This is a genomic window from Pseudomonadota bacterium (genome assembly GCA_039815145.1).
Taxonomy (GTDB): domain Bacteria; phylum Pseudomonadota; class Gammaproteobacteria; order Steroidobacterales; family JBCBZW01; genus JBCBZW01.
This window is the reverse complement of sequence record JBCBZW010000023.1, coordinates 39525-58197: the sequence shown is the minus strand read 5'-3', so window position 1 is coordinate 58197 and position 18673 is coordinate 39525. Positions and strand designations below refer to the sequence as shown.

18 protein-coding genes are annotated in these 18673 nt (G+C 67.2%); 13 read left to right on the top strand and 5 right to left on the bottom strand.

Annotated features, from left to right (window positions below):
- Nucleotides 1-1422 (bottom strand): fumarate hydratase (locus AAF184_08760; GenBank protein MEO0422410.1); only part of this gene is annotated, 1422 nt, incomplete at its 3' end.
- A gap of 333 nt (nucleotides 1423-1755) precedes the next feature.
- Here AAF184_08760 and AAF184_08755 point away from each other — a divergent pair.
- Together AAF184_08755 and AAF184_08750 are read left to right on the top strand one after the other, a co-directional pair.
- Nucleotides 1756-2355: a hypothetical protein gene (locus tag AAF184_08755; GenBank protein MEO0422409.1), complete on the top strand. Its 600-nt coding sequence runs from the start codon at nucleotides 1756-1758 to the stop codon at nucleotides 2353-2355.
- A 145-nt stretch (nucleotides 2356-2500) separates the two neighbouring features.
- Nucleotides 2501-5434 carry a serine/threonine-protein kinase gene (locus AAF184_08750; GenBank protein MEO0422408.1) on the top strand — a complete coding sequence of 978 codons (2934 nt, stop codon included), beginning with the start codon at nucleotides 2501-2503 and terminating at the stop codon, nucleotides 5432-5434.
- 9 nt (nucleotides 5435-5443) lie between these two features.
- On the opposite strand, the gene AAF184_08745 is transcribed toward AAF184_08750, so the two are convergent.
- Nucleotides 5444-6931, bottom strand: coding sequence for a serine hydrolase (locus AAF184_08745; GenBank protein ID MEO0422407.1), 1488 nt, complete (start codon nucleotides 6929-6931; stop codon nucleotides 5444-5446).
- A gap of 85 nt (nucleotides 6932-7016) precedes the next feature.
- Nucleotides 7017-7442: a DoxX family membrane protein gene (locus AAF184_08740; GenBank protein MEO0422406.1), complete on the bottom strand. Its 426-nt coding sequence runs from the start codon at nucleotides 7440-7442 to the stop codon at nucleotides 7017-7019.
- Between the two features lie 151 nt (nucleotides 7443-7593).
- Between AAF184_08740 and AAF184_08735 the strand changes: the two genes are divergently transcribed.
- From AAF184_08735 to AAF184_08685, 11 genes are all read left to right on the top strand, one after another.
- Nucleotides 7594-8217 carry a TetR/AcrR family transcriptional regulator gene (locus AAF184_08735; GenBank protein ID MEO0422405.1) on the top strand — a complete coding sequence of 208 codons (624 nt, stop codon included), beginning with the start codon at nucleotides 7594-7596 and terminating at the stop codon, nucleotides 8215-8217.
- A gap of 113 nt (nucleotides 8218-8330) precedes the next feature.
- Nucleotides 8331-8894, top strand: a complete 564-nt coding sequence (nrdR, locus tag AAF184_08730) for a transcriptional regulator NrdR (GenBank protein ID MEO0422404.1) — start codon at nucleotides 8331-8333, stop codon at nucleotides 8892-8894.
- Between the two features lie 20 nt (nucleotides 8895-8914).
- Complete coding sequence (gene ribD, locus AAF184_08725) at nucleotides 8915-10036, top strand: bifunctional diaminohydroxyphosphoribosylaminopyrimidine deaminase/5-amino-6-(5-phosphoribosylamino)uracil reductase RibD (GenBank protein MEO0422403.1); 1122 nt, start codon at nucleotides 8915-8917, stop codon at nucleotides 10034-10036.
- A gap of 13 nt (nucleotides 10037-10049) precedes the next feature.
- Entirely contained in the window at nucleotides 10050-10655 is a 606-nt protein-coding gene (locus AAF184_08720; GenBank protein MEO0422402.1) for a riboflavin synthase, read from the top strand.
- A 77-nt stretch (nucleotides 10656-10732) separates the two neighbouring features.
- Entirely contained in the window at nucleotides 10733-11887 is a 1155-nt protein-coding gene (ribBA, locus tag AAF184_08715) for a bifunctional 3,4-dihydroxy-2-butanone-4-phosphate synthase/GTP cyclohydrolase II (GenBank protein MEO0422401.1), read from the top strand.
- The gene (gene ribE / locus AAF184_08710; GenBank protein ID MEO0422400.1) at nucleotides 11884-12366 is read left to right on the top strand and encodes a 6,7-dimethyl-8-ribityllumazine synthase; all 483 of its coding nucleotides are present in this window, start codon (nucleotides 11884-11886) and stop codon (nucleotides 12364-12366) included. The genes ribBA and ribE overlap by 4 nt, the downstream gene beginning before the upstream one ends.
- 4 nt (nucleotides 12367-12370) lie before the next feature.
- On the top strand, nucleotides 12371-12880 hold the full coding sequence (nusB, locus tag AAF184_08705) for a transcription antitermination factor NusB (GenBank protein ID MEO0422399.1): 510 nt from the start codon (nucleotides 12371-12373) through the stop codon (nucleotides 12878-12880).
- Nucleotides 12881-12976: 96 nt separating this feature from the next.
- Nucleotides 12977-13780 (top strand): response regulator, encoded by an 804-nt coding sequence (locus AAF184_08700; protein MEO0422398.1) that lies wholly within the window; start codon nucleotides 12977-12979, stop codon nucleotides 13778-13780.
- An 84-nt stretch (nucleotides 13781-13864) separates the two neighbouring features.
- Nucleotides 13865-14842 carry a thiamine-phosphate kinase gene (thiL, locus tag AAF184_08695; protein ID MEO0422397.1) on the top strand — a complete coding sequence of 326 codons (978 nt, stop codon included), beginning with the start codon at nucleotides 13865-13867 and terminating at the stop codon, nucleotides 14840-14842.
- Complete coding sequence (locus AAF184_08690) at nucleotides 14839-15354, top strand: phosphatidylglycerophosphatase A (protein ID MEO0422396.1); 516 nt, start codon at nucleotides 14839-14841, stop codon at nucleotides 15352-15354. The genes thiL and AAF184_08690 overlap by 4 nt, the downstream gene beginning before the upstream one ends.
- Before the next feature lie 5 nt (nucleotides 15355-15359).
- Nucleotides 15360-16721, top strand: a complete 1362-nt coding sequence (locus AAF184_08685) for a serine/threonine-protein kinase (protein ID MEO0422395.1) — start codon at nucleotides 15360-15362, stop codon at nucleotides 16719-16721.
- Nucleotides 16722-16724: 3 nt separating this feature from the next.
- Here the strand turns inward: AAF184_08685 and folE2 are convergent, their stop codons facing one another.
- Together folE2 and AAF184_08675 are read right to left on the bottom strand one after the other, a co-directional pair.
- Nucleotides 16725-17540 carry a GTP cyclohydrolase FolE2 gene (gene folE2 / locus AAF184_08680; protein ID MEO0422394.1) on the bottom strand — a complete coding sequence of 272 codons (816 nt, stop codon included), beginning with the start codon at nucleotides 17538-17540 and terminating at the stop codon, nucleotides 16725-16727.
- A gap of 242 nt (nucleotides 17541-17782) precedes the next feature.
- On the bottom strand, nucleotides 17783-18673 hold the full coding sequence (locus tag AAF184_08675) for a farnesyl diphosphate synthase (GenBank protein ID MEO0422393.1): 891 nt from the start codon (nucleotides 18671-18673) through the stop codon (nucleotides 17783-17785).

Here is an 18673-nt window from a genome sequence, read left to right as displayed (position 1 = left end):
CACGGGCATGTCCCGCACATCGAACTCCGCCACGGCCTCCATGCCCATCTCAGGGAACGCCAGCACGCGGGATCCGACGATGGCCTTGGACACGAGGTAGGCCGCGCCGCCGACGGCGATCAGGGACACGGCCTGGTGGTCGCGGATCGCTTCGATGGCGACGGGGCCGCGCTCCGCCTTGCCGATCATTCCCATTAGGCCGGTCTCTTCCAACATCGTGCGCGTGAACTTGTCCATGCGGGTCGCCGTGGTGGGGCCGGCGGGGCCGACCACCTCGTCGCGTACCGGGTCAACGGGGCCCACGTAGTAGATCAGCCGGTCCTTGAAGTCCACGGGCAGGGGCTCCCCGCGCTCGATGAGATCCACGAGTTTCTTGTGGGCCGCGTCGCGGCCGGTCAGGAGCTTGCCGGAGAGCAGCAGGGTCTCCCCCGCCTTCCAGGTGTGCATCTGTTCGCGGGTGAGCGTGTCGAGGTCCACGCGGCGGACCTCTTCGCCCATCTCGAAAGCGATGTCCGGCCACTCGCTGAGATCTGGGGGCGTGAAGGTGGCTGGGCCCGAGCCGTCCAGAGTGAAGTGCACGTGGCGCGTAGCAGTGCAGTTGGGGATGACGGCCACGGGTTTGTTGGCGGCGTGGGTGGGATGGTCCTTGACCTTCACGTCCAGCACCGTGGTCAGGCCGCCGAGGCCCTGGGCGCCGATGCCGAGGGCGTTCACCCTGTCGAAGAGTTCCAAGCGCAGTTCTTCGGCGCGGTTGCTGGCGCCGCGGGCCTGCAGCTCGTGGATGTCGATCGGATCCATGATGGCCGACTTGGCCAGCAGCATGGCCTTCTCGGGGGTGCCGCCGATGCCGATGCCGAGGATGCCCGGCGGACACCAGCCCGCCCCCATGGTCGGCACCACCGAGAGCACCCAATCGACCACCGAGTCCGACGGGTTGAGCATGGCGAACTTCGCCTTGGCCTCGCTGCCCCCGCCCTTGGCGGCCACCTCGATGTCGAGCTTGTCCCCGGGCACCACCTGGTAGTGGACGACGGCAGGGGTGTTGTCGGCGGTATTGCTGCGCAGCCCATCCGGATCGCTGAGCACGGAGGCGCGCAAAACGTTGTCCGGGTGCTGATAGCCGCGGCGCACGCCCTCGTTGATCATCTCATCCACGGAGAGCTCGGCGTCCCAGCGCACGTCCATGCCCACATTCACGAAGACGTTGACGATCCCCGTGTCCTGGCAGATCGGCCGCTTGCCCGTGGCGCACATGCGCGAATTGACCAGCACCTGGGTGAGCGCGGCCTTGGCCGCCGGCGACTCCTCCCGCTCCCAGGCCTCGCGCATCGCCCGAATGAAATCGAGTGGATGGTAGTAGGAGATGAACTGCAGGGCGTCGGCGACGCTCTGGATGAGGTCCTCCTGGCGGATGGTGGTCATGGCGTACTCGTGAGGGATGAACTGGGATCGCTACTTTACGCCCTGGGCGGGCGGCAAGCAGCAGGCGGCGGCGACGACCGGCCGGCGAGGGTAGCGATTCTTCGGGCAGGTGATGCCCCATGCTGGGGCAGGGCGATTTCTTTGGATGCCTTTGACGTATTTCGGACCACGGCGTAACGTTGTTGGGTCTATCGATTCGGGCCCACGATGGCCGGCGGGCGGTTCGCGTCCCGCAGGTCAGGGGACCTGGTCGGGGTCGATTGGGCGAAGATGCAGAAAACCAAACGCCCGCGATGCCATCGCGGGTGGGGCGCTACAAGGGAGGTAGAACCCGTGAAGAAGACTCCACTCATCGTTCTTGCCGCATTAGCCGCGGTGGCCGTACCAGCCCACGCTGTCACGGTCCTTACCGTCGACCTCAGTGTCGAAAATCAGATCACCATCAGCGCGACGTCGGGTGCTTCCGACATCACCGCGTCCGGCAGCGACACCACGGGGATCTACCTCGAGTCGATCTTCGATGGTCCGTTCGACGCATCGATCCTCGACACGCTGATCAGCGGTGACCTCACCAGCGCCGAGAACACCTCGGACGGTTCGCCGCTGCTGTTCACCTCCACCGGCTTCGTCGGCGATGGCCTGAACGTGTGGTCCTACACCGATGACCCCGACAGCGAGTTCGTCACCGGGTCCCAGGCCTTCTCCGGGTCTGCAACCTGGGAGATCGACGCGCTGGCCTACACCGCCCTGCTCGGCGGCGCACTCAGCGGCGACGTGTACTTCCCCGCCGACAGCGCAGACGACCTGGCCGGCGCGGTCATCATCGGTCAGTGGGAGCGCGCGGCGGTGATTCCGGTGCCGGCAGCAGTCTGGCTCCTGGGCTCGGCCCTCTTCGGCCTGCGCCTGTTCGGCGCGCGCAAGCGGAGCGCCTGAGCAGCGCTGCCTGCGCCTAGCTGAGTAGGTTGAGAGAAGGGCGGTCCCGCGTGATGCGGGGCCGCCCTTTTTCGTTCGCGGTGGCCGGCGCACGCGGTGATAAGGTGGCACCCATCCCCGCCACCTCGGAAGCTCGACGCGCGCCATGACCCCGCAGGACTGGGAGCACATCTGCGCCCTCTTCGAGGCCGCCACGGCGCTGTCCCCCGACACGCGCGAAGCCTATCTGAAGTCCCTCGACCAGGAGCCCGCCTGGGTGCTGGACGAGCTGCGTTCGCTCCTGTCCGCCCACGAGGACGAGGCCACGGTGTCACCCGTCGTGGACGTCGACCTCGCATCGATCGCCTCGCAAGCTGCCCGGGATGCCGAGTCACCCGATCTACCGCAGCGGGTGGGGGCGTTCCGTGTCGATCGCGAGCTCGGGCGCGGCGGCATGGGCGTGGTCTACCTCGCCCATCGCGACGACGGGCAGTTCGATCAGCAGGTGGCGCTGAAGGTGGTCCGCCGCGGCGTCGAGAGTGGCGAGGTGCACCAGCGCTTTCTCGTCGAGCGCCAGGTGCTCGCTCGCCTCGAGCACCCCGCAATCGCACGACTGCTCGACGGCGGGCTCACCGACGACGGGCGGCCCTACTTCGCGATGGAGTACGTGCAGGGTCAATCGCTGGTCGCCCATTGCGAGGCGCAAAGCCTCAGCGTCGGCGCACGGCTCGCCCTGTTCGTCGAGGTGTGCGAGGCGGTGCAGTACGCCCACGACCACCTGATCATCCACCGTGACATCAAGCCGTCCAACGTGCTCGTGGACACGGCGGGCCACCCGCGCCTGCTCGACTTCGGCATCGCCAAACTCCTGGACGAAGGGCAGCGCGAGCAGGTCACGCGCACCGGCATGAATCTCATGACCCTGCAGTACGCGAGCCCGGAGCAGTTGAACGGTGGCCCCGTGGGCGTGGCGAGCGACGTGTACCAGTTGGGCCTGCTGCTCTACGAGCTACTCGCCGGACGCCTGCCCTTCGACGTCAGCCAGATGGGCTTGAGCGATGTCGTCTCGAGCATCTGCGAGAAGGCGATGGCGCCCCCGAGTCAGCACGCCTCCGGCATACCGCGCGACCTGGACGCGATCGTCCACGTGGCCTTGCGCAAGGCGCCCGCCGAGCGCTACAGCACGGTCACGGCCCTGCGCGAAGACGTGCAGCGGTTTCGGGCAGGACGGGCGGTGGTGGCCCGAGGACAGTCTCCCTGGTACCTGCTGCAGCGTTTCATCGGGCGCAACCGTGCGCTGTCGTCGGTGGTCGCGGGATCCGCAGTGCTGATGCTGGCGGCGGTCATCGTCTCCTTGGGGCTTGCGCGGCAGGCGAGGGAAGAGGCCGGGCGAAGCGACGCTGCCCAAGCGGTGCTGAGTGATTTTATTCGCCAGGCAGATCCCTTCGGTGGATCCGACGCGGAGGGCTCCCTTGCCGACGCCGTGGTGGCCGGGCGCGATCGAGTGGCCGGCCAGGTGGATGGCGACCCCTCCCTGGCCTTTACGGTGTACGCCGAGCTGACGCGCCTTCAGAACAGCCTGGGCCTCTACGACCAGGCCCTGGAGACAGCACGCGCCGCCCACGCCGCGGCAGCGCAGATCGCCCAACCCGGACCGAGACGGCTGCAGGCGCTCGATCTGCTGAGCGAAACGTTGGTGCTCACCGGCGCCCCCCGCGAGGCGGCCGCCTTACTCGAGGAGGCCTTGTCCACGCAGCCGGCCTCCCCCGAGTTCTCGTCCGCCTGGGTGCTGGCGGAGCTCGAGCGCGCCCGCGCGTACGATGCTCTGCGCCGGGAAGCGCCGCTGGCGCAGAGTCTGCAGCGCGTGGAGCGGGCCCTGCGCGAGTACGAGGTGGCGGACCCCGAGGTGCTACTGGAGTACCACAACCAGCGCGGCGCGCTCGCCCGGCGCCGCCAGGACAGGGAAGCCGCGGAGGCGGAACGGCGCACGGCCCTCGCCATCGCTCGTGACCTCGGCGGGGCCCAAGCCCTGGCGGCGCAGCTCAACAACCTGGCCCTGGATCTCGCCCGCCAGCGGCGCTACGCCGAAGCCGAGCCCCTGTTCCAGGAGTCCATCGACATCATCGAGCGCATCTCGCCGAACCACCCGCGGCTGGCCTTTCATCGCAACAACTACGCTGGCCTGCTCTTTCGCGATGGCCGCCGAGAGCAAGCGGTGGCGATGGTCGGCAGCGCGATGGCGTCCATGCGCACGGGATCCAATCGCTACTGGCGCTACGCCGTGCACCGGGACTTCGCCTACTACGCCCTGTCGGCGGGCGCTGCGTCGGCGGGCGTGGAAGCCAATGCGCAGCAGATGGCCATTGCGTCGGAAGTCTTCGGTGGCGGTACCACCGCGGTGGTGCACGCGGACATCTTGCTCGGGCGCTATGCGGTGCTGGCCGGGGAGTATGGCTTTGCGTTAGCCCTGCATGATCACGTCGTCGAGACACATCCGCAGTTCGCAGGCGTGGACATGTGGTTGGAGATCGCGAAGATCCTCATCGACATCGGGCGTTACGAGGATGCCGAGCTTGCCTACGCGCGCCGTGCCAGCGAGGACTCGCTGGTGGCGCAGGAACTCCGTCTGCAGTTGGATTGTGCCGCGGGCGACACGGCGGCTGTTCGCGCCAGCTTGGCGACCCTCAGTGGCGAAGAGCCCAACCGCGGGGCGGAGCGTCGGGTCGCCGTGCGGATCGCGATCATCGAGGCCGTGTTGGCTGGCGACGACGAGCATTGGCGTCGCGCAGTCGAGCGCTACACAACCCACGCAGCGTACCTCACCTACCTGGAGCGCACTCGCTTGCTCGCAGGGTTCGAGGGGCGCGGAGACGGTATCACCGAAGACCTAGCCTCGGAGATAGGTGCTGTTCGCGCTCAACGGCTGCAGGTGCGCGATGCGGTGCAGGCACGTTACGCATCCCGGATTGCCGAGATGGGCGTCGGATCTGCGCTGGACGCCTTCGATGGCAGCGCCTTCGCGCCAGCGCCTTTGGAGGCATTCTGCCTCGGGCGTCCTGGTTCGGGTGCCGGTTCTCTTCCTATCGTGTCGGGTAGCTGAGCGAGAGGCTCATGGCGCCGTGAGTCGTGCGGCTGCTGCCCGCTGGGCGGCGCTCGCCGCGGGGATCGCTTCCAGCACTTCCCTCGTCAGGTCCCAGCGGTCGAATCCCTGGCGGCCGTAGTCCAAGCCCCGGCGGACGATCACCACGTCGTGGCTGGGCACGACGATGACGTACTGGCCGCGGTTGCCCGCCGTGCTGTAGGCATCGGCCGGTACTTCCTCCTTGCGAGCATCCGGCACCAGCCACCATTGCCCACCGTAGTCGTTGCCCCTGACCTCGGTGGCCGGCGCCGGTATGCGCACGAAGTCGATCCACGCCTGCGAGATCAGTCGCTCGCCCTCCCAGACACCGTTCTGCAGATAGAGCAGGCCGAAGCGAGCAAGGTCTCGCGCGTTCGTGTACACCTGACTGCTGAGGATGAAGTCGCCGAAGCGATCGACCGACAGCAAGGTGCTGCGCATCCCCAACTTGTCGAGCAGGCGACGGCGCGGGAACTCGAGGTACGCCTGCTCGTCGGGAAGGCTCTGCTTGAAGGCGTGCACGGCGAGGAGGGTGTCGTAGTTCTCGTAGTCCCAATGGGTGCCCGGTGCGCGCACGAGGCCGCGGTCGCGCGCACCCTTCACGGAGCTGGCTCCCGCCCAATAGGCGAGGCCAGAGCCGGTGGCGTACTCCAGCCCGAAGCTGTCCACCGGGTACAGGCCGCTCGACATGTTCAACACATGGCGCAGGGTGATGGCCTGGCGCGGGTCTGGCGCTGGGGCCGTGCGCAGGCTCTTCGGCGCGGGGATCTGTGGCAGCCAGTCGAGACCTAAGCTCTCGTCGAGGGCCATGGCGCCGGCATCCACCTGCATCCCGATCAAGGTGACGGCGATGCTCTTGGCCGTGGACCAGGTGCGCGTTCGCGTCGTGCGGTCGAACCCCTCCGCGTAGCGCTCCAGGATGGGCCGGCCCCGATGTACTACGAGCAGGCTGATCGTGTCCTGCTCCTCCGTGTCCCGTTCGAAGGCCCACTGAGCGGCGGCGGCCAGGGCTTGGGCATCCACATCGGCATCGGGCGTCAGCGGGTTGGCGAGGAGGTCGCCGCGCGGCCAGGGCGTGGTGGCCGGGTCTTCGTGGGGGTAGGGCAAGCGCAGCTCGGGGAGCGTGGGGATGGCGTCCAACCCCATGTCCGGGGCCATGACCACACACCCCACGCCCTCGCGGAACGCGGCGGTGACGGCCGGACCATGGGGGGCGCCGCCTACGGTCACCGCCTGCTCATCGCTGTGCACTTCGTAGGGGCCGCCCTGCGCATCGCCCAAGGTGCGCTCCCCCAGGTAGGCCAGTTCCTGCGCGAACACCTGCGCGAGGCTGCGCTGCGAGGTGAACAAGCCGCTGCAAGTGAGCACGGCTTGGACGCCGTTGCGGATCAGGGCGCGGTTGGCGGTGAAGTAGTCGTAGTCAGCCTGTGCCGTGCCCGCGACGGCGAGGGCCAGGAGGAGGGCAGTGCGCAACACGGAAGACGTACCTGTGAGATGGCGCGACGAGACGGTCGGCGCCCAGTGTCCCGCCGGGGCCGGGAGATTGGCAAGGCTACCCAGTTCAGTTCGATGATGGTTCGAGGGATCGATGGGTGACACCGATCTGCGTCATCAGCAGGGCGGCGCCGACCAGCGCGAAGCCCTTGACGAACGAGGCTCGCTGCACCACGCGCATCGCCTCGCCATCGGCGTGCAGCATCTCGTAGCCGTGTACGACGATCGTCACCGGCAGGAGGAAGATGATGAGCAGCCACGCGCCAAGACGGGGGCGCCAGTTGAAGAGGATCATCCCCGCCCCGGCCAGCTCGACGGCGCCGGAGACGAGCACCCAGAGCTCACGGTACGCGATCGACTCGTGCATGAGGGCGACGTAGCCCGGCACATTCGAGAAGTGGGTGACGCCGGAAAGCAGAAACAGCGACGTGAACAGCAAGCGTGCGAGGAGCGTGAGCGAGGTGTGATTGGGGAGTTGGTGTTCTGCAAGCATGGGCCAGTCCTGGTTTGTCGTGGGTGCGAGCGCGCTGGAGCGCTGCCGTTCGCCAATATTTTCGTACCGAACGGTATTTAATATACATGCGCTAGGCTGAATATTGAACCGTGAGGTACGATGTTGGCGATTTCCGTGTGGCTTTATCCCGATGGCAGCAGACTCGAATGGCAAGCGTGGACGAGGCAGGCCCAAGGCCTTCGACCGCGCGGAAGTCGTCGACACCGCGATGACGCTCCTTTGGGAGAAGGGGCCTGGCGCGCTCTCGGTCAACGAGCTTTGCGAGTCGATCGGCGTCTCAAAGCCCGGCCTGTACCGTGAGTTCGGCGGCGACGACGGTCTGCTGGCGGCAGCCCTCGAGCGCTACTACGCCGTGCGCATCGCTCCCCTGTTGGTGAAGCTCTGCCAGGATCAGCCCTTGGCGGATGCGCTCACCATGCTGGCGCGCTGGATGGCCACACCGAATACGCCCCTCCCCGCCGGTTGCCTGTTCGCCAAGGCTCGCACCACCCTGCAGCCCCTCGGGCCTCAGGCGAGTGCGCAGATCGTGGCGATGAGGCAGACCCAACTCGAGACGCTGACCGCGTGGATGAAGGCCGCCAAGCGTCGTGGTGACCTTAGTCACGGCATCAGCGCGGATCTCGCAGGCCGCTACGTCGACACGCAGCTGACGATGCTCCTGAGGCTGGTCGGCGATGGCGAGCCCCCAAAGTCCATCGAAGCTCAGACCCGGCTGGCATTCGCAGGCATCATGCGCCAGGACGCCGGCGCGTAAGGGGCGGAGAGTGCGAGCCGCGGCTTGCGCGGGCGCCGGTCGGCGGGGATTGGCGGCATACGCGCTACACTACGCACCGATCGAGCGCGCTGCGCGCCCGAGGGAGGCGAGCCATGCACTGTCCGTTCTGCGGCCACGAGGAGACCCGCGTCACCGATTCGCGCTTGGCGGGCGAAGGCGCCCAGGTGCGCCGTCGCCGCGTCTGCTCGCGTTGCGGAGAACGCTTCACCACCTTCGAAGCCCCGCAGCTGGTGATGCCCCACCTCATCAAGACCGACGGCAAGCGCCAACCCTTCGACGACGCGAAGCTGCGCCGAGGGATCAGCATGTCGCTGCAGAAGCGGCCCGTAGGGGAGGATGCGGTGGAGGATGCGCTCGAGCGGATCAAGCACGCCCTGCTGGCCACGGGCGAACGTGAGGTGCCCTCCCGTCTGGTCGGTGAGCTCGTGATGAACGAACTGAAGCGCCTGGATCAGGTGGCCTACGTGCGTTTCGCCTCCGTGTACCGCAGCTTCGAGGACATCTCCGCATTCCGGGAGGAGCTGGAGAAACTCGAGGCCGAAGACGAACCCAACAACGAGGCGGAGGAGCAGATGTCCCTGCTGCCCGATGCCTCCCGCGCCACGGTCACGCCGAGTCCCGGAAAGGGCCGTCGCACACGACGCTCCCGTCAGTGAACGGTATCGATAGGCAGCTGATGACTGCCGCCGTGCGCTTGGCGGCGCGGGGCACCAACGCTTGTGAACCTAATCCCCGCGTCGGGTGCGTGATCGCGAACGCGGCCGGCGCCGTGCTCGGTGAAGGCTGGCATGCGCAGGCTGGCGAGGGCCACGCCGAGGTGCGGGCGATCGCCGCGGCGCGCGCGGCCGGCCACGACGATGCACTGGCAGGTGCCACCGCCTATGTGACCCTCGAGCCCTGTGCCCACTTCGGTCGCACACCGCCCTGCAGCCAGGCGCTGCTGGCGGTCGGCATCGGGCGGGTGGTGGTGGCCGTCGAGGATCCGAATCCGCAGGTGGATGGCACCGGCATCCAGCAGCTTCGCGCCGCGGGGGTAGAGGTGGAGGTCGGCCTGATGGCGGACCAGGCTCGCCAGGTGGCGCGAGGCTTTCTGAGCCGGCTGGAGCGGGGGCGACCCTTCGTCACGGTCAAGGTGGCGACGAGCCTGGACGGCGCCACCGCCATGCGCAGCGGTGAGAGCCGTTGGATATCCGGCGCGGCCTCGCGCCGCGATGTGCACCGGTGCCGAGCCAACGTTGGGGCCATCCTCACCGGCGTTGGCACGGTGGTCGCGGACGATCCGTCCTTCACCGTCCGCGAGGCTACCCCCACACCGCCCTGGCGCCACCCCCTGCGCGTCGTGGTGGATCCGCAGCTGCGCACGCCACCGCGCGCCACCCTGCTCAATGACGGCGGTCAGACCCTACTCATCCACGACACGGACATCGCCGAAGACGCGCGTGCGGCCTTCGGCGAACGCGAAGGGGTGGAACTGCACGCCGTCCCGGCCAACGCGGATGGCTCAGGATTGAATCTATCCGCCGTCCTGGACGAACTTGCAGAGCGCGGCGTCAACGAGCTCATGGTGGAGGCTGGCGCCCGCCTGAACGGATCGCTGCTGGGGTCCGATCTGGTCGACGAGGTGTTGCTCTACGTGGCGCCCCACCTGATGGGCACGCAGACGCTCGGCGCCTGGAGCGTGCCGGGCCTGGCCCGCATGGACCAGCGCATTTCCCTGCAGTGGCAGCATGTCGAGCGCATCGGCGATGACTTGCGTATCGTGGCGACCCCGCAGCGGCGGCAGGCAAACGACGACTAGGAAGGCGAACGCGATGTTTACTGGACTGATTCAGGCGACCGCCGGGGTCGAGGCCCTGGAGGAAGTGGGCGGCGACGTGCGCCTGACCATCGACGCGACCGGTTGGACGCCGCCGACCCCGGTAGGCCTCGGCGACAGCATCTCGATCAGCGGCGCCTGCCTCACGGTGGTCCACATGGACGGCCTGCGCCTGGCCTTCGATGTCTCCCGCGAGACCCTGGAGAAGACGACTCTCGGGGACCTCACGGCCGGCGCCTTGGTCAATCTCGAGCCCTCCTTGCGGGCCGGCGATGTGCTCGGGGGGCATCTGGTCACCGGCCACGTGGACGCCATCGCCGAGGTGCTCTCGATCACCCCGGAGGCTCGCTCTCAGCGCCTGCGTATCTCCCTGCCGACCGTCCTGGCCCCGCTGGTGGCGCCCAAGGGCTCGGTCTGCATGGACGGGGTGAGTTTGACCGTGAACGAGGTGGAGGCGGGGGCCTTCGGGGTGAACATCATCCCCCACACCTGGGAAGTCACGGCCATGGCCCAGTACGCGGTGGGCCGTCGCGTGAATCTGGAAGCCGATGTCCTGGCCCGCTATGTGGCCCGACAGCTGGCCGCCCGCGACGGCGAGTGAATCGCCGCCGAACCGGCGCCCCCGACCGGACCGCAGTAGAATAGACGGATATCGATTGCGATGAGCACGGCAATGCCATGACAGACAGCAGCAGTAGCAACATCACCTCCCTCCCGGAGCGCGGCAGCGCGGGCAGCCCCCTGGCGGACATCGAGACCATCCTCGCCGAGCTTCGCGCCGGCCGGATGGTCGTGATGCTCGATGACGAGGACCGCGAGAACGAGGGCGACCTGGTGATGCTCGCCTCCCACGTACGCCCGGAAGACATCAACTTCATGGCGCGCTACGGCCGCGGCCTGATATGCCTCACCCTCACCCGAGAGCGCTGCGAGCAGCTGCGCCTGCCCCTGATGGTGAGCGAGACGGATTCGGAGCAGCGCACCAACTTCACCGTGTCCATCGAGGCGGCGGAAGGGGTGACCACCGGCATCTCGGCCCATGACCGAGCCCGCACGGTGCTGGCGGCGGTGGCGCCCGACGCGGGCCCGGCCGACCTCACCCAGCCCGGGCACATCTTCCCGCTGATGGCCCAGCCCGGCGGCGTGCTGACCCGCGCCGGCCACACGGAGGCGGGCTGCGACCTCGCCCGCCTCGCGGGAGCCGAGCCGGCAGCGGTGATCGTGGAGGTGCTGCGCGAGGACGGCAGCATGGCGCGCCGTCCGGATCTCGAGGCCTTCGCCCACGAGCACAAGCTGAAGATCGGCACCATTGCCGACCTCATCGCCTACCGCTTGCGCAACGAGCAGTCGGTCGAGTGCATCGCCACCCACACCGTACCTACGGAATTCGGTGACTTCACGTTGCACTGCTATGAGGATCATGTGGCGCGCAACGTCCATCTCGCGTTGGTCAAGGGCGATGTGAGGAGCGCAGATCCCACGCTGGTGCGCGTGCACGTGCACGAGACCTTGAGCGATGTGGTCGGCGTCACCTGGCCCTCCCTGGGCTGGCCCCTGCGGGCAGCGATGAAGCGCATCGCCGAGGAGGGCAGTGGGGTCGTGCTGATCCTGCGCGAACGCGATGATCCGCGGGTGCTGATCGAGCGCCTGCAGGGCAGTGAGCGACCACACCAGGGCACGGGCGAGGTGAGCTCGGAGCTGCGCAAGTACGGCGTGGGGGCTCAGGTGTTGCGCGATCTCGGCGTCTCGCGCATGCGCGTGCTGAGCGCGCCTAAGCGCATGCACGGCTTGTCCGGGTTCGGATTGGAAGTGGTGGAGTACGTAGACGGATGAATGGGCCGACGATCGAGACTTTGGAAGGGGCCTTGAATGGCAGCGGCGTGCGCGTCGGCGTGCTCGCCACCCGTTGGAACGACTTTATCGTCGACCGGCTCACGCGCGGTGCCGTGGGGGCGCTCACCCAGGCCGGTGTCGCCAGCAACGACATCACCCTGCTGATGGTGCCGGGTGCGTACGAACTGCCGATCGCCGCCAGCAAAGCGGCCCGTAGCGGCCGCTTCGACATGCTCGTCGCCCTGGGCACGGTGATCCGCGGCGCCACGCCGCACTTCGACTACGTGGCCGGGGAGTGCGCCAGCGGTCTCTCGCGCGTGGCTCTGGATACGGGGGTGCCCGTGGGCTTCGGCGTGCTCACCGTGGACACGCTGGATCAGGCGATCGAACGCGCCGGCGCCAAGGCGGGCAACAAGGGGGCCGAGGCGTCCCTCGCCGCGCTCGAGACGCTGGGGCTTCTGCGCCAGCTGGACGGCTGATCGAATGGGCGAGGACCCCTCATCACCATCGCTCGACGCCGGTAACGACAAGGCGGCGGGCCAAAAGGCACCCCGGCGCCCGCGCAAGCGCCGGGCGAGTGCCCGTTCGCTCGCCAGGCGTGCGGCCTGCCAGGCCTTGTATCAGCAGTTTCTGACCGGCGATCACGCGCGAGACCTCATCGCCCAGTTCTCGGATTTTCCGGGTCTCGATCGGGTGGACGAGGAGCTGTTTCGTGAGGTGCTGATGGGCGTGGAAACGCACCGCGAGGCGCTCGATGAGATGATCGAGGAGCGGGCCGACCGACCGGTCGACCAACTCGATCCCATCGAGCATGCTGTGCTGCTGATCGGCCTCTACGAGTTGCGCGAGCGGATCGAGACCCCCTATCGCGTGGTGTTAAACGAGGCGCTGGAACTGGCGCACGAATTCGGCGGGGAAGACGGCCACAAGTTCGTCAACGCCTTGTTAGACAAGGCATCGCTCACCCTGCGCAAGGTCGAGCGCGCTCGCTGAGCTATCACGCTGACCGCACCCTCACGGCGCGACGCTTCAGTCTCTCGGGAGTCGGACGATAACCCTTAGGTGAGCCTGACGATCTGAGGAGTCTTCGTGTCCGTTATCCAGCTGAACCTAGAGGATTTGAACGTCCTCGTCGTCGAACCTTCGGCTTCCCAGCGCGCTGCCATGCGCCGCCACCTCGAAACTAATGACATCAGTGACATCCAGGAGGCGGAGTCCGGTGCCCAGGCGCTGGAGATGCTACGCGCCGGCGGCTTTCGACTGGTGATCAGCTCCATGTACCTGCCGGACATGACGGCGACCGATCTGATTATCACGCTGCGCGACTCCGACGACCTGTGCGACACGCCCTTCATGCTGGTGTCCAGCGAGGAGCGCTTCAAGCACCTCGACCCGATCCGTCAGGCCGGCGTGATCGCCATCTTGCCGAAGCCGTTCACGGCGCCGGCCATTCGCCGCGCCCTGCTCAACACGCTGCACTTCCTCAATCCGGACGAGATGGATCTCGAGTACGGGGATCCTGCGCACCTGCGCGTGCTCGTGGTGGACGATGTGGCGTACGCGCGCCTGCACATCGCCAAGGTGCTGAAGTCCCTCGGTATCACCACGCTGGAGTTCGCTAAGGACGGTAAGGAAGCGGCCACGATGCTCTACCATCGCGAGTTCGATCTGATCGTCACGGACTACAACATGCCCGAGATGGACGGCTTGGAACTGACCAACTGCATACGCGATGAGATCGGCGACAACGATACGCCGATCCTCATGGTTACCAGTGAGAGCAACTCCTCGCGCCTGTCCGCGATCCAGCAGTCCGGCGTATCCGCCGTCTGCGACAAGCCCTTCGAAGCCGACACCGTCAAGCAGCTCATCTACCAGACCCTGCAAGCCTGAGCGCCGATCGGCGCCGACAGTCCGCCGAACAACTCGTTACACTGCCCGCTGGCGCGCACGGTGCGCGCGCAAGGGTGATAGGGCATGGACGAGTTCGCGCTCATCGAACGCTTCTTCGCCTCGGCCGGCGTCGAACGCCCCGAGGTGCGCCTCGGCGTGGGCGACGACGCCGCGCTGGTCGCACCGCCCCCTGATCACCTCGCGGCGATCGCCACCGACACGATCGTCAGCGGCGTGCATTTTCCGCCCGAAACGGACCCTGCGGCGATCGGCCATCGAGCCCTCGGGGTGAACCTCAGTGACCTCGCCGCCATGGGGGCGACGCCCGCGTACGCGCTGATCGCCCTGTCCCTGCCGAGAGCCGAGTCGAAATGGTTGGCCGCCTTTGCAGAGGCCTTCGGGGCCCTCGCCCACGCCCACGGGGTGGCGATCATCGGTGGCGACACGACCCGCAGCGAAGTGCTCACGGTGACCGTCACGGTGGTGGGGTGGCTTGCGCCAGGGGCGGTGGCGCTGACCCGTTCGGGGGCTCGTGCCGGCGACCTGCTCGCCGTGAGCGGCACCCCGGGGGACGCCGCCGCGGGCTTGGCGTCGCTGCGCGAAGGCGACACCAGCGCCCATGCACGCACGCTACAGCAACGCTTTGCCTTTCCCGCGCCTCGAGTGGCCTGCGGTCAGCGCCTGCTCGGCGTCGCTACGTCGGCGATCGACGTCTCCGACGGATTGCTGGCGGATGGGCAGAAGCTGGCCGAGGCGAGCGGGGCGCGTCTTGTTATCGAAGCTCGTAGCCTGCCCGTGAGCGAGGCGCTGGTGCAGGGCCATGGGCGGGATGGCGCGGAGCACTTCGCCCTCACCGGCGGTGATGACTACGAACTGCTATTCACCCTGCCGCGGGAGTGTGAACCAGCGCTCGTTGCGATCGCATCGGACGCGGCCTGCCCCCTCAGTGTGATCGGCGAGGTGGTCGAGGTCGACGGCGCCTTGGGGCCAGGGGCGAGCGTGACCCGCGACGGGTGCGCGGTGGCGTTGTCCACGGCCGGCTATCGGCACTTTCACGCATGACGGGGTCGAGTAAGCGAACACTGCCACGGCCCAGCTGGCAGGAGTTCTGGCGCCACCCGGAGCACTTGCTCGCCTTCGGCTTCGGCACGGGCTACTCGCCGGTTGCGCCTGGCACGGTCGGATCCGTGGTGGGGCTGGCGGCCTTCGTGCTCGCCGAGGGCCTGGGGCTGGGGCTCGCGGGGCATTTGCTGGTCAGTGCCATCGGTCTGGTGGCGGGTGTCGCGATTTGCCGACGCTCGTCCGAGCGCCTGGGCGTACACGATCATCCAGGCATCGTGTGGGATGAGATCGTCGGCTGCTATCTCACCTGTTCGTTGGTGCCGGAGAGCGCGGTCTGGTGGGGCGCGGCGTTCGGGGCCTTTCGGGCTTTTGACATCATCAAGCCCTGGCCGATCCGAGCGATGGATCACGGACTGCGTGGAGGGGTGGGAATTATGCTGGACGACATCGTAGCGGCGCTCTTCGCCGCCCTCAGCCTGCACGCCGTGGGTCGTCTCGGCGCCTTCCTGTGATAGCCATGAGCGACACCGATAAGCCTGTCCACAACGCGCCCGAGCGGATCGGGAAGTACCCGATCATCAAGAAGGTGGGGCGGGGGAGCACCGGCACCGTCTACCTGTCACACGACATGTTCTACGGGCGTGATGTGGCCATCAAGGTCTATCACGGCGTTAACAGTTCGGACAGCGACGCCCGCGTGGCCCGCAAGATGTTCTTCAACGAGGCCAACATGGTTGGTCGCTTGCAGCACGCGAACATCCTGCCCCTCTACGATGCCGGTGAGCACGACAACAGCTACTACGTGGTCATGGAGCACGTGCAGGGCGCTCGTACCCTGGCCCGCTTCTGCAAGGAGGAGAACCTCCTGCGCAAGGGCGATGTGATCGAGATCGCCTTCAAGTGCGCCAAGGCACTGCACTACGCCCACAACCGCGGCGTCGTCCACCGCGACATCAAGCCCAGCAACATCATGCTCACGCCGGATCGCGACGTGCGCATCATCGATTTCGGTATCGCCCTGGTGGAACAGTCCGAGGGGTCGCAGATCGAGGGCATCGCCGGCAGCCCGAGCTACATGTCGCCGGAGCAGGTGCGCTCGCAGCCGGTGACGCCGAGGTCGGATCTGTACTCCCTGGGCGTGGTCATGTACGAGCTGCTCACGGGGCAGCGACCTTTCAAGGCCGATAACCTCGCGAAGCTCCTGCACCTGATCGTCTATCGCACGCCGCAGCCCCTGCACCTGATTCGCGACGACATTCCCGAGTCGCTGGAGCACGTAGTGATGCGCGCCCTGCACAAGGATCCCGAGCAGCGCTACCGCAACGGCTTGGAGATGGCCGCGGATCTCACGCGGGCCAACCAAGAGCTGAGCCGCAACAGCGTCGCCATGCGGGTGACCGAGCAGGGGCGCTTCGAACTCCTGCGTCAGCTACGCTTCTTCCACGACTTCCAGGCATCGGAGATCTGGGAGGTGTTGCAGGCGGGCGAGTGGCGCGAGTACGAAGCCGACGAGGAGATCGTGCGCGAAGGCCAGCTCGACGATCGCTTCTACGTGCTCATCAAGGGCACGGTGAAGGTGCATCGCGGCGGTCATGCGCTCGGCAAGCTCTCGCGCGGAGACTGCTTCGGCGAGTCGAGCTACGTGCGCCGCGCGCGACGCACGGCGACGATTCAAGCGGACGGCGAGGTCACCCTCCTGCAGGTGAGCTCGACGCTCCTGGAACAGCTGAGCTCCTCCTGCCAGCTGCGCTTCATGCGCGTGTTTCTACGCTCGCTGGTGGAGCGACTGCAGAACGTGGAAGCGGAGCTGTCGGGCAAGGCCCTCGGCGAGAGCGCCGATCCCACGGCGCCGCCGGAGTCCTTCGCTAACGCGGGCTAGGGCTTACGCGTCTTCCGTCTCGGCGTCCTTGTCGCACTCGATCAGTGCGTAGGCCGAGTGGTTGTGGATGGACTCGAAGTTCTCGCTCTCCACCACGTAGCCGCGGATGCGATCGTCCTCGTTCAGGCGCAGGGCCACGTCGCGCACGATGTCCTCGACGAACTTCGGGTTGTCGTAGGCACGCTCCGTCACGTACTTCTCGTCCGGGCGTTTCAGGATGCCGAAGAGCTCGCAGGACGCTTCCTTCTCGGCCATGTCGATCAGCTCTTCGATCCACACGAAGCCGTCGATACGCGCCGTGATGGTGATGTGCGAGCGCTGGTTGTGGGCGCCGTAGTCCGAGATGCCCTTTGAGCAGGGGCACAGGCTCGTGACGGGCACCACCACCTTCACTTTGGTATTGACCTTACCCTCGTGGATCTCGCCGATGAGGCTCGCCTCGTAGTCCATGAGGCTTTCGACGCCGGACTTCGGCGCCTTTTTCATCACGAAGTAGGGGAAGCTCATCTCGATATGGCCGGTCTTCGCCTCCAGGCGGTCCGCCATCTGCTCGAGCATATCGCCGAAGTTGTGTACGGAGATCTCCTTCTCGTACATGCTCAGGATTTCGACGAAGCGGCTCATGTGCGTGCCCTTGAAGTTGTGGGGCAGGCGCACGTACATGTTGAACTTGGCTACCGTGTTCTGTTCGCCGCCGGATCGGTCCATGACCCGCACGGGATGGAAGATGTCCTTGATCCCCACCTTGTCGATCGGCATGCGCCGCGTGTCCGGATGGTTCTGGACGTCATCGATGGGACTGACGTTGGTCGCGCTCATATGTCGAAATCCTTGAAAGCTAAGCTGCACCACACCGTGCCGCCCCGTTATTCGTACCGAGGGCCGAGAAGGGTGCACATTGGGCTCAGTATAGCCCCCGTGGGCGGCATTTCGAGGACAGACCGGCAACCGATGCCGCGCCTGGGGAGACCGCTAAGCCGCGGTTAGTAGGGAGAAATGTGGGCGCTCGGGCGGCGTTTCAAGGGCGCCGGGGCTGGCGACCGGACCTATGCAGAGCTTCCCTAGTAGTCACGCTCGATGATGTAGGCCGCCAGCCAGCGCAGGGGTTCCGCCTTGTCGCCGAAATCCGCCAGGGCATCGAGCGAGGACTGATACAGCTCGCGAGCGATGCGCTTGGCCTCGTCCAGGCCGACGATGCTCGGGTAGGTGGGCTTGTGGCGGGCCTCGTCGGCGCCCGGGGTCTTGCCGAGGCGCTCCGCTTCACCCTCCACGTCCAGGATATCGTCCTGCACCTGGAAGGCGTGCCCGGCGAGTTCGGAGAAGCGCTCCAGGGCAGCGCGACGCTCCGGCGAGAGGTCCGTGCGGCAGTGGGCGGCGAGCAGGACGGAGGCGCGGATCAGGGCGCCCGTCTTCAGCCGATGCATGAAGGCGAGCTCGTCGCGGGACATGGGCTTGCCCGTGTTTTCGACGTCGATCGCCTGGCCGCCGGCCATGCCGGAGGGGCCCGCGGCCGTGGAGAGCAGGTTGATCATCGCCAGGCGTGTGTCTGTGTCGCGCTGGAGGGTGGGATCGGTCCCCAGGATCTCGAAGGCCAGCACCTGCAGGGCGTCGCCCACCAGGATGGCCGTGGCTTCGTCGTAGGCGATGTGGCAGGTGGGCCTGCCGCGGCGCATGTCGTCGTCGTCCATCGCCGGCAGGTCGTCGTGCACCAGTGAGTAGGCGTGAATCAACTCGATCGCGCAGGCGGGGGCGTCCAGCACCGCAGGGTCGAGGTCCAGCACCTCTCCGGTGAAATAGACCAGCAGCGGGCGCACCCGTTTGCCGCCGCCGAGGGCCACGTAGCGCATGGCCTCGTGTAGCCGGCGCGGGATCTGGTCCTCCGGTGGCAGGCGATCGCTGAGCGCGGCTTCGACGCGGGCCTGGTAGGCCGCCATTCGCTGGTGCGGGTCCAT

Bases quoted from the DNA above. Each gene is read 5' to 3' on its own strand.
- AAF184_08735 (MEO0422405.1), top strand. From the start codon at position 7,594: ATGGCAGCAGACTCGAATGGCAAGCGTGGACGAGGCAGGCCCAAGGCC.
- AAF184_08750 (MEO0422408.1), top strand. From the start codon at position 2,501: ATGACCCCGCAGGACTGGGAGCACATCTGCGCCCTCTTCGAGGCCGCC.
- AAF184_08675 (MEO0422393.1), bottom strand. From the start codon at position 18,673: ATGGACCCGCACCAGCGAATGGCGGCCTACCAGGCCCGCGTCGAAGCC.
- ribE (MEO0422400.1), top strand. From the start codon at position 11,884: ATGAATGGGCCGACGATCGAGACTTTGGAAGGGGCCTTGAATGGCAGC.
- AAF184_08740 (MEO0422406.1), bottom strand. From the start codon at position 7,442: ATGCTTGCAGAACACCAACTCCCCAATCACACCTCGCTCACGCTCCTC.
- nrdR (MEO0422404.1), top strand. From the start codon at position 8,331: ATGCACTGTCCGTTCTGCGGCCACGAGGAGACCCGCGTCACCGATTCG.
- AAF184_08720 (MEO0422402.1), top strand. From the start codon at position 10,050: ATGTTTACTGGACTGATTCAGGCGACCGCCGGGGTCGAGGCCCTGGAG.
- AAF184_08690 (MEO0422396.1), top strand. From the start codon at position 14,839: ATGACGGGGTCGAGTAAGCGAACACTGCCACGGCCCAGCTGGCAGGAG.
- thiL (MEO0422397.1), top strand. From the start codon at position 13,865: ATGGACGAGTTCGCGCTCATCGAACGCTTCTTCGCCTCGGCCGGCGTC.
- ribBA (MEO0422401.1), top strand. From the start codon at position 10,733: ATGACAGACAGCAGCAGTAGCAACATCACCTCCCTCCCGGAGCGCGGC.
- folE2 (MEO0422394.1), bottom strand. From the start codon at position 17,540: ATGAGCGCGACCAACGTCAGTCCCATCGATGACGTCCAGAACCATCCG.
- AAF184_08685 (MEO0422395.1), top strand. From the start codon at position 15,360: ATGAGCGACACCGATAAGCCTGTCCACAACGCGCCCGAGCGGATCGGG.
- ribD (MEO0422403.1), top strand. From the start codon at position 8,915: ATGACTGCCGCCGTGCGCTTGGCGGCGCGGGGCACCAACGCTTGTGAA.
- nusB (MEO0422399.1), top strand. From the start codon at position 12,371: ATGGGCGAGGACCCCTCATCACCATCGCTCGACGCCGGTAACGACAAG.